The sequence below is a fragment of the Ruminococcus sp. genome (assembly GCF_017650195.1).
In the GTDB taxonomy this organism is placed as follows: domain Bacteria; phylum Bacillota; class Clostridia; order Oscillospirales; family Ruminococcaceae; genus Ruminococcus.
In genome coordinates, this window is the sequence record NZ_JAGCFH010000101.1 from 1 (window position 1) to 9,345 (window position 9,345).

Consider the following 9,345-nt stretch of genomic DNA (forward strand, 5'->3'; position numbering starts at 1 on the left):
AAAATATGATGGTCTTCCAGGAGGCCGTACAGCTTCAATCATTCCTGACTTTTCAATGGATCAGCTTGCTGATTACGTAAAGGAATGTCAGAAGCGCGATATAACCTTTAACTATCTCATCAACCCTCTTTCAATGGATCAGAACGAGATAGATCCTGTAATGGGCAAAAAGATACGTGAATTCATACACACCATGTATGATATGGGCATCAAAGCTTTCACTCTCAATTCTCCTATACTCATAAAGTACGTAAAGAGAGAATTCAAGGACGCCTTTGTAACTCTCGGCCTTTACGCATATCCTACAACTATCCAGCATATAGAGTACTGGCGCAACTGGGGCGTTGACGAGATTACTCTCGACCACTGCTTCAACAGAAGGTTCGATCTTCTCAGACAGCTCCTGACACAGTATAAGGATACAGACTTCCATCTCCGTGTCATAGCTAACAATCTTTGCCTCAGAGAATGTCCCTTCCGTCTTGCGCACGGCTGCTTCGTAGGTCATTCCGATCCCGACAAGTTCTCTATGGACTACTCTCTCGTGAACTGTGCTTACACGAAGATAACACATCCTGCAGCTATCCTTACATCTGAATTCATACGTCCCGAGGACGTTCACTATTATAGAGAGCTGGCAGAAGAGGCAGGTAATAAGAATTTCTCTATAAAGCTCATAGACAGAACCAGAACTACAGAGTTCCTTACAAACGTTGTAAGAGGCTATATGGAAGAGTCCTACGACGGAAATCTGCTCGATATAGTTAACTGGCCGCGCTCAAAAACTATCGCTATACGTCCGGACAAGAAGATAAATTCAGTTGCACCGGAAGACGAGGATCCCGTACCGACTCAGACAGCTCCGGCAGGCGCTCCTCCTACAGGAATGTCAGCAGGTGGTCCTCCTCCATGGGTAATGGAAGGCAGACCTCCGAGACCTGGCGAGCCTGAGGAATGGGCAAAGGCACACGGTATCACTGCTCCTCCTGCAGGTATGCCTCCGCTCGGTGCAGGTGGTCCCCCCGTAGGAATGCCAGCAGGCGGTCCTCCTCCATGGGTAATGGAAGGCAGACCTCCGAGACCTGGCGAGCCTGAGGAATGGGCAAAGGCACACGGTATCACTGCTCCTCCTGCAGGTATGCCTCCGTTTGGTGCAGGAGGTCCCCCTCCCGGAGTTCCGGCTATGAGGTGGATGGAGCAGCTTAAGCCTGAATCTATGATGGCTTACGGAAAGACCATGCAGCTTCCCAAGATATACGTTGACAACAAGAAGCTTGACGGCTTCCTTGAGCACTTCATCAATAACAACAACTGCTCAAATTCACTCTGCGCCAACGATATCCTCGAAAACGGCGAGACAGCTCCCAATGCCTGCGCACATTGTAGCACATGGGCTAAGAAGGTCATTTCCTACGATGAGGCTGAGGTCGCTCAGTGGAAGCAGCTCTGTGAGAGCGTTCTACACAACATCGAAGACGGTGGAATCTACAGAAACTGATAAAAATGTACATACGGATAAAGGCTGTACTGCAATCATTGCGGTACAGCCTTTTTTATTTATTGGAACTCATTCTGTTTTCCAGGAACAAGGAACACGAACTCGAACCGCGTCCCCTTTCCAGGCTCGGAATAGACGAATATCTCTCCGCCGTTTGCTCGGACTATTTTCTGAGCAATTGACATACCAAGTCCAGAACTGTACATCGTCCTGTCCTTTGACTTTGAAGAAAAGCGATTGAAAAGCTTCGGTATCTCCTCCTGAGGTATTCCTTTTCCGTTGTCGGACACGGCAAGGGTGGTAAGCACCGGATTCTGGGTGAGCTCTGCCCACATCTCTGTACACTCCGAATGGTCAGCTGAGTTTTTGATTATGTTGCCTATAGCCTCGCAAAGCCAGCCCTTGTCGCATATAAGCCTTACATCGTCAGGTATTGATGAACTTATTGATATGCCATTTTTCCTGAGCAGAGGAGACAGCTTTTTCACAGCAAGCCCGAATATCTCAGATATGCTGTAGGACTCCATATCGTACTCTACCGCATTCGCGTCCAACTTTGCAAGCTTTATAGCTTCTATAACAAGTAACTCCATGCCGTCAAGATTAAGCTGTATCTCGTCTAAGAGTTTTTTTCTTCTCTCCTCTGAAAGGTCATCCAGCTCGCTGAGCATATCTGTATTAAGATGTACAACTGCAAGAGCCGTTTTTATCTGGTGTGAAAGGTCTGTCAGGAAACTTTTCAGGAAGCCTTGTTCGTCACTGAGCTTCTGACTTGTATTTCTCATGCGTTCAACGAGTATCTCGGCGCTTTCGCATACCCTGTGTACCGTACCAAGCTCCTCGCCATACATATTTATAGCCTTCTTAGTGTCATAAGCGGCTTCGATACAGTCGTCACGGAGCTTTTCGAGTTTTTTGAATACCGACATGACCTCGTACATGGATATTATCAGCCATATCACCGACACAGCAGTCATAGCTCCGAATATCGTGTAAAAGGTGATATTCCTTACATGATCATAGCTGTGCATGAGCTGAGGAGACATATTCCGTCTTATACTGTATTCCCTGAGCAATGCCTCTCCACCAGTGATTGCGTCCGCCTCGGGAGCTCCCGTAAACCTTCCGCCGCCAACGGCCGAAAGCTCCGATTCTATCTGCTCCGCTACTATTACCTTCGCACACTTCTCTGCTGCTATACTTGCAACGGCAGCGGAGATAAATAGCATTATAATGAATATGAGTATCAGCCGCCGCGGAGCGCGGTTATTTATGAATCCGTCCATTTATAACCCATTCCTCTCTTAGTCACAATCCTTCCGCAGCCAGAGGACCTGCTGAGCTTTTCGCGGAGGCGACTTATATTGACGGAAAGAGTATTGTCATTTACGAATATACCTTTGGAATCCCAAAGGTATTCCAGTATTTGTTCACGTGTAAGATAATGCTCACGGTTCATCATAAGATACCCGAGGAGCTTCTGCTCAACTGCTGTGAGCTCCATTTCGGGAATATCGGGTATACGCCGAAGATTTGCGCGTATACGCGAGAAAAGTTCTCTCAGGCGAAAGGGCTTGGTTATATAGTCATCGCCGCCGCTGTCGAGACCGCGGACTATATCCGCCTCGTCGTCGCAGGAGGTAAGGAATATAACGGGAGTCTGTATATTTTTCCTCAGTCTTCTGCAAAGCTCTATGCCGTTGCCGTCTGGAAGTGTAACGTCGAGGATTATCAAGTCTGCCCCAGGAGCTGCGGCTTCTGCAGCAGCAGCCGTGCGAACGGCAATGACGTTATATCCCTCTGTTTCAAGGGAGAGCTTTATATTTGCGTTCAGTGTGTCGTCATCTTCAACGAGAAGTATAGTATTCATGTCTTCACCCCTGCCTTTTTTCTATATTTTAACATACACCGAACAAAAAAGCAACCGGCTCACGCATTTATCCTACGGAAGCCATAAAATTTATATTTCAAAAATTTCTGAGTTGTAATCTTACTGTAAGGTTAGCAGATTATACTATTATTAAACTAAGGAATGGAGGTCTCTATATGGACAACAATATTATTATAAGCACCGAAAAGCTCGTCAAGCAGTACGGCGAGGGCGAAAACATGATATATGCTCTCAACAACGTTGACCTTGAAGTGCAAAAAGGCGAATTCGTAGCAGTTACAGGCGAGAGCGGAAGCGGAAAAACTACCCTGCTGAACTGTCTCGGATCACTCGACACCCCCACAAGCGGCAAGATCACTGCCTGCGGAAAGGAGATAACGAATCTCGATGACAAGGGACTTTCCGCTTACAGGCGCAAGAATATCGGCTTTATATTCCAGTCCTACAACCTCATACCCGTACTTAATGTTGAGGAGAACATAGTCCTGCCCCTGAATCTTGACAATACCCATCCGGATATGGAGTTTCTGGGTGAGCTCCTTGAGCTTACAGGTCTTGACAAAAAGCGTCTTAACTTCCCGCATGAACTCTCAGGCGGTCAGCAACAGCGCGTTGCCTTTGCACGTGCACTTATACACAAACCGCAAATAATTCTCGCGGACGAGCCTACAGGCAATCTTGACAGCAAGAACAGCCACGAGATAATATCCATACTCAAAAGCTCCATAAAAAAGTACGCCCAGACTCTCATACTCATCACCCATGACGGCAGCATAGCTTCACAGGCTGACCGTATCCTCCGCATATCTGACGGCGTGCTTTCCGAATAAGGAGGTGCGAACATGAAACATATCATATCTCTTTCGCTAAAATACATACGAAGGCAGAAGCTTCGCACATTCCTTACCTTTATGTGCATAATGCTCTCGGCGTTCATTCTCGCCACGGTCTGCGTCTTTGGAAGCAGCGGCTATACAACGATGTATAATACTGCGCTGAAGGATGACGGTACATGGGAGCTGGAAATAAGCAACTGGATAAAGAGAGCCAAGGATCCCGAAAAGGCACGAGATATAGCCATACACCACGCCGTTACATCGGATTATTACACCTATGACAGTGAAAATGTTATATTCACTTCAGAATATCCTGAGGTCTATCACAGGAATGCAATGTTCGAGGTATCTGACGGCAAACATTCCCACCGCGTCACATCATTAGCCGCTTTGAAGGAAGAAGGAAATCAAAAACTGAGAGGTTACTATTCGCCTGTTGCATACGATTACGATTATGATCGCGTATTAACTCCCGACATAACAAAGGAAGGCGTTTTTGTTCCAGCTTTCATCAGGGATATGGGTTACTCCGTAGGCGACACCGTCACCCTAACCATACGCCCCATGACAGCTGTTTACGATGAGGATTCAGAAATAATCAAGGAAATCCGTGAGAATCTTCTGAAAAAATACGGTACGCAATACACCGTGAGCGACCCGGAATATGACGAACTTCCAAAAGATCTGCAAAAAAAGGCATGCAAATCAACTATCTTTTCGCTTCTGAATTACAAAGGGGTAAGCATTCAGGCCATACCTCTTGCTGATATACAGTACCTCAGCTCAAAACAGATTACATTCACTATCGCCGGCTTTATCAAAGAAACCCATTCTATTAGAAAAGCATTTATAATTCAGAATGGAAGCGGCTGCAATTTCACTATTTCAGATCTAGTGGATAACAATAATGATTATGAAGTAAAAACAACTTCTAATGTTTACCTGCGCCTAAACGACAATTGTGATTATGACGATGCGCTGAAAATGCTTTTCACAGACATTGGTCATGACTATGATAATGATTTCTATAACGCCACTGAATACAGCTACAGGACAAATGATCTTCTTCTCGCTCTTGAGATGAAAAGTCCATATGCTATGTATAAAGAATTTGCCGGAATAGCTGTGCCTGTACTGCTGGTGTTGCTTTTAGCATGGTTCGTATCACGCTTCGTTATCGACTGCACCTTTGAAATGGCTGTACAGGAAAGAAGCAGCCATTTCGCTGCCCTGCGTATAATTGGAGCTTCAAAGGGACAGATAGCGGCTATAGTATTCATAGAGGCGATATTCTACTGCCTTACGGCTGTTCCCCTCGGAATAGCAATGGCTATACTGTTATGCCGCAGTTCCATAAATGCTTTGAACAATTCGGGCATTGACGTGTTTGAGTTCTCAGCAAAGCCAGCATTCATCGCTCTCGGAGCCTTCCTTACTATAATAGCTATATTCATATCAGCCTACACCTCAGCTATGTGGGCTGCAAGGAAGCTGTCTCCGGCAGAGGCACTGAACTTTGGCAAGCCGAGAAGCAAAAAAAAGAAGAAGCACATCAAAAAGTCAAAGCTCGACCTCAGCTCGAAAAAATTCATACGCCGCTATACGAAAAAGAATATCAAATCCGCAAAGAGTCGCTTTATTATTGCTACGATAAATATGGCTCTCGGTGTATTGATGTTCACCTTCTCAGCGATATCCCTCATTTTCATTTTCGGCGAATTCAAGGAAGAATTAGGAGTCATATCATACTATGGAGAACCATGTGATTTCCAAATAGAAGACTATTACAGCAGCGATCCAAAAAATGTATTCACGGAGATAGACAAGTATTTCGGCAATAAGGAAATATTCTCCGAGTGCAATATAACAAGCACAAATACGATTGAATTAAACACCAGAGACGGCTCTGAGAAGATAGTTGCAGAAAAACTCATGCGCAATCCCCCAAAGAAGGATACAGCAAAAAGTGTTTTCCTCTTTGTCATCAATGAGAATCTATACAAAAAATACGAGATAGACACCATTACAGGAATGAGCTATCAGGAATTCATTGATCAGAAGGGCGCACTCTACAACAACAGCACCTACGGAGAATACATTGAATGGAAATATGACGATGATGATAGACCTATCGAACAATACGAAACCTCTTACTATGATCTGAAAAACAGCTGCAAGCTCACTGTCACAGGAGGCAACAGAATCAAGGTCATAGGAAAGGTATCATGCAGACATTCATTAAGCGGTCTCATCATTCCTCTGGAAAATTCTGCCGATTATAATATGGATTATAACATTGGATTGACCGTAAACGGTTCGAAACACTATAAGGAGGCACTGAGGCTGTTCAACGAATTCACTGAAAAAAACAACTGTGAAATGATAGAAAATCTGTACTCAGTGAATACAGGTTTGATAGACATGATTTTCGCCTTTGCGAAGATAGTACTCATATTCCTTGTATCTATATGGCTCGTTGGAATCCTCTCCATGATCAATTCCGTAAACACAAGCGTGCTCAACAGGAGCCGCGAGCTCATGATGCTAAGGAGCGTCGGCATGACCCGGAAGCAGTTACGCAGGAGCATACTTCTGGAAACTCTCATGTTCTCTGCAACCGCCGCCATATCCGGCACTCTATTAGGAGTAATAGCCGCAAGACTGACATTTGGCAGATTTAATCTCCATGAACTGACCACGTTCGTAATACCTGTCGTTATAATATCCCTGACATTAAATGTGATCATAGCTATGATTGCTTCCATACCTGCAATACACAGTCTCGGAAGAGTAGAATCCATTGCCCAGGCTTCGAACGAATAATCAAAAAAGTGCAGCTCGTATAAGAGCTGCACTTTTTCGATTGCAAGCAAAGGTAAGCAATATAGTTTATGGGGGGATAGGTTGGTTTATGTTTGTTATTAAACGGTCGGTTTAAGAAAAACTTAAATCTAAACTATATTGCCGCCTTCTTAAGCTGCTCATCAAAAGCAACTACATAAATATTAACACGCCGAAAATAAAATAGCAATAGAATATTCATGAAATGCGGATTTTCAGCGTGAAGTGCTTAATTTATTAACAATTTGTTCACATTTACACAAATATAACGCAAATCTTATAACTCCGTTTTTTTCAGCCTGCGGATATACATTATCTCATTCAGTTCCCTGCCGCCGATGTTGTCCTCCATGATCTCGCTGGTGGCTGTAAAGCCGTGTTTTTCGTAAAAAAGCCTTGCGTGGACATTTTCCTCCAGCACCCATAATATTACGCTGCGGAAGCCCTCCCATTCCAGCTCCTCTATGCATTTTTTCAACAGACAAGCTCCGATGCCCCTACCGATGTACTCAGGCAACAGGTATATCGATACTATCTCTCCGCTCTCCGAGAATTTTTTCCAACGTGATGTGCAGAAACTCGCCGTGCCGACTATCCTGTCATCCTCAAATGCTCCTATATCTGTCCTGCCGTTAACATTTATACCATTGATCCACCTGCCTAGAGGAATGCTGTCAAGGTAGTCCTGCGGTATTATACCCTTGTATGCGTAACGCCAGCTTTGCTCATAGATATCACTCACTGCCGCGTAATCATCATTTTCTGTAAGATGTCTTATCATCATGATATCACCTGCTGTCTCAAAATAACAGACCTCATTATATCACATTAAACAAGGCAAGTCAACACCTTATACTTGATTTTTTAATATATTTATGATAATATGGTGTTAAGAGATGTACGAAGGGAGCGGTGAACATGGGAACATCTTACAGGTACAAATGCGATGAGTGCGGATATGAAGAGGAATTCTTTATAGGTGGCAGCATAATGTCTCGGAACTACGCAAAGAAAGTAGAGGAGGCTGAGGAGGAGCTCAGAAGCGCCGCTCTGTACGGAAAATTCGGCGAGACCATACAGCAGATTATGAAGTACGAACGAGAAAAGGTCTATATCAACTGCGATACCGACCTGTATCAGTGCATGGATTGCAGAAGGTTCTCGGTACAGATGGCAAAGGAACTGTCTCTAAATAACAGCGACTTCACCCTGTCTGTAGAGTTCAGGCACGAATGTCCATACTGCCATTCGGCTTTTCTGCGGAAAAGCCGGGGCTCCATAACATTCTGTCCCGGCTGCAAAAGATTCACGGCTCAGCTCGTGACCATGGGGAAATTTGAATAGTTCACTGAAAAAAATCCATAAGCGAGTGTATTGACTGACCTCACTTATGGATTTTTTTATTTATTCATTTTTTCTGCTTCCTGCCGCTCTTTACCATGAGAAGTATCAGCAGCACGAGCAGTATCGGGGCTGCGATGATTGGAGCCACGATGAACGGAGATACTATGAATACGTCGTTCGCAACGTATATCTTGTACTCCTCCTTCGTCTCTATCCTTTCTCCCCTGACAAGAAGCCTGTGAGAATTGATGCCGTAAGGAGTACACGTAAAAAGCGTGCAATAATCCTTATTTGGGTCTATGCTCAGGTCTTCTATATCGTAGGGCTTCACAGTCTTTATCTGATCCACCTGATAGGTCAGCACGTCCGACATGACAGTAATATAGAAAATATCTCCCGGCTCCAGCTTGTCAAGGTCTGTGAACAGCCTTGCGCTGGGAAGTCCGCGGTGTCCCGACATTACCGAGTGAGTACCAGTACCGCCTACTGGAAGGCTCGTTCCTGGAAGGTGTCCGGCTGCTACCTGTAATACGTTGTCGTTTACGCTGTGATATATGGGCAGCTCTACCTTTATCTTCTCTATTGTAAGATACCCCATGATTCCTGTGCCCGTAATATCAAGCGTATTATAGTATCCAGGTATCTTTTCCGGCTCAAGTATCGGGTTCTCCTCGGTGAGAAGTTTTCTGTTGTATTCCTTTGCCGCTTCCGTCATCCTGTCATGCTCTTCACTGCTCATAGTATCGGTCAGTTCGTTATACGCCTGTATAGCACGGGACTGGTGCACAGCGTTGATGTGCTCGCTGACAGTCGGGTACAGAAGCAGGAATATGCCTATGAACAGTGCCGCAAAAGGCAGCGACCTGATAATGATACGCTTCATCAAAAGCTCCTTGCGTTAAATTGCAGTGCAGCGGAGGAACGCTCCACCGCTG

General features: G+C 45.0%; 7 protein-coding genes and 1 pseudogene. 4 read left to right on the top strand and 4 right to left on the bottom strand.

The window, feature by feature from the left end; all coding sequences use genetic code 11:
• Positions 1-1,498, top strand: a pseudogene (locus J6U00_RS04260) (hypothetical protein); the annotation flags it as partial.
• Between the two features lie 59 nt (positions 1,499-1,557).
• Here J6U00_RS04260 and J6U00_RS04265 read toward each other — a convergent pair.
• The gene (locus J6U00_RS04265) at positions 1,558-2,784 is read right to left on the bottom strand and encodes a HAMP domain-containing sensor histidine kinase (protein WP_296579350.1); all 1,227 of its coding nucleotides are present in this window, start codon (positions 2,782-2,784) and stop codon (positions 1,558-1,560) included.
• Positions 2,769-3,368, bottom strand: a complete 600-nt coding sequence (locus J6U00_RS04270; protein ID WP_296579352.1) for a response regulator transcription factor — start codon at positions 3,366-3,368, stop codon at positions 2,769-2,771. Before J6U00_RS04270 ends, J6U00_RS04265 begins: the two co-directional genes overlap by 16 nt.
• Before the next feature lie 176 nt (positions 3,369-3,544).
• On the opposite strand from J6U00_RS04270, the gene J6U00_RS04275 reads away from it, so the two are divergent.
• Together J6U00_RS04275 and J6U00_RS04280 are read left to right on the top strand one after the other, a co-directional pair.
• Positions 3,545-4,219, top strand: a complete 675-nt coding sequence (locus J6U00_RS04275) for an ABC transporter ATP-binding protein (RefSeq protein ID WP_296579355.1) — start codon at positions 3,545-3,547, stop codon at positions 4,217-4,219.
• Between the two features lie 12 nt (positions 4,220-4,231).
• Positions 4,232-7,048, top strand: coding sequence for an ABC transporter permease (locus J6U00_RS04280; RefSeq protein WP_296579358.1), 2,817 nt, complete (start codon positions 4,232-4,234; stop codon positions 7,046-7,048).
• A gap of 295 nt (positions 7,049-7,343) precedes the next feature.
• Here the strand turns inward: J6U00_RS04280 and J6U00_RS04285 are convergent, their stop codons facing one another.
• A complete protein-coding gene (locus J6U00_RS04285) occupies positions 7,344-7,850 on the bottom strand; it encodes a GNAT family N-acetyltransferase (RefSeq protein WP_296579361.1) in 507 nt (168 codons plus the stop codon).
• Positions 7,851-7,984: 134 nt separating this feature from the next.
• Between J6U00_RS04285 and J6U00_RS04290 the strand changes: the two genes are divergently transcribed.
• Positions 7,985-8,410 carry a hypothetical protein gene (locus tag J6U00_RS04290; protein WP_296579364.1) on the top strand — a complete coding sequence of 142 codons (426 nt, stop codon included), beginning with the start codon at positions 7,985-7,987 and terminating at the stop codon, positions 8,408-8,410.
• A 64-nt stretch (positions 8,411-8,474) separates the two neighbouring features.
• Here J6U00_RS04290 and J6U00_RS04295 read toward each other — a convergent pair whose 3' ends face one another.
• A complete protein-coding gene (locus tag J6U00_RS04295; protein ID WP_296579366.1) occupies positions 8,475-9,293 on the bottom strand; it encodes a class C sortase in 819 nt (272 codons plus the stop codon).
• Positions 9,294-9,345: the final 52 nt, after the last annotated feature.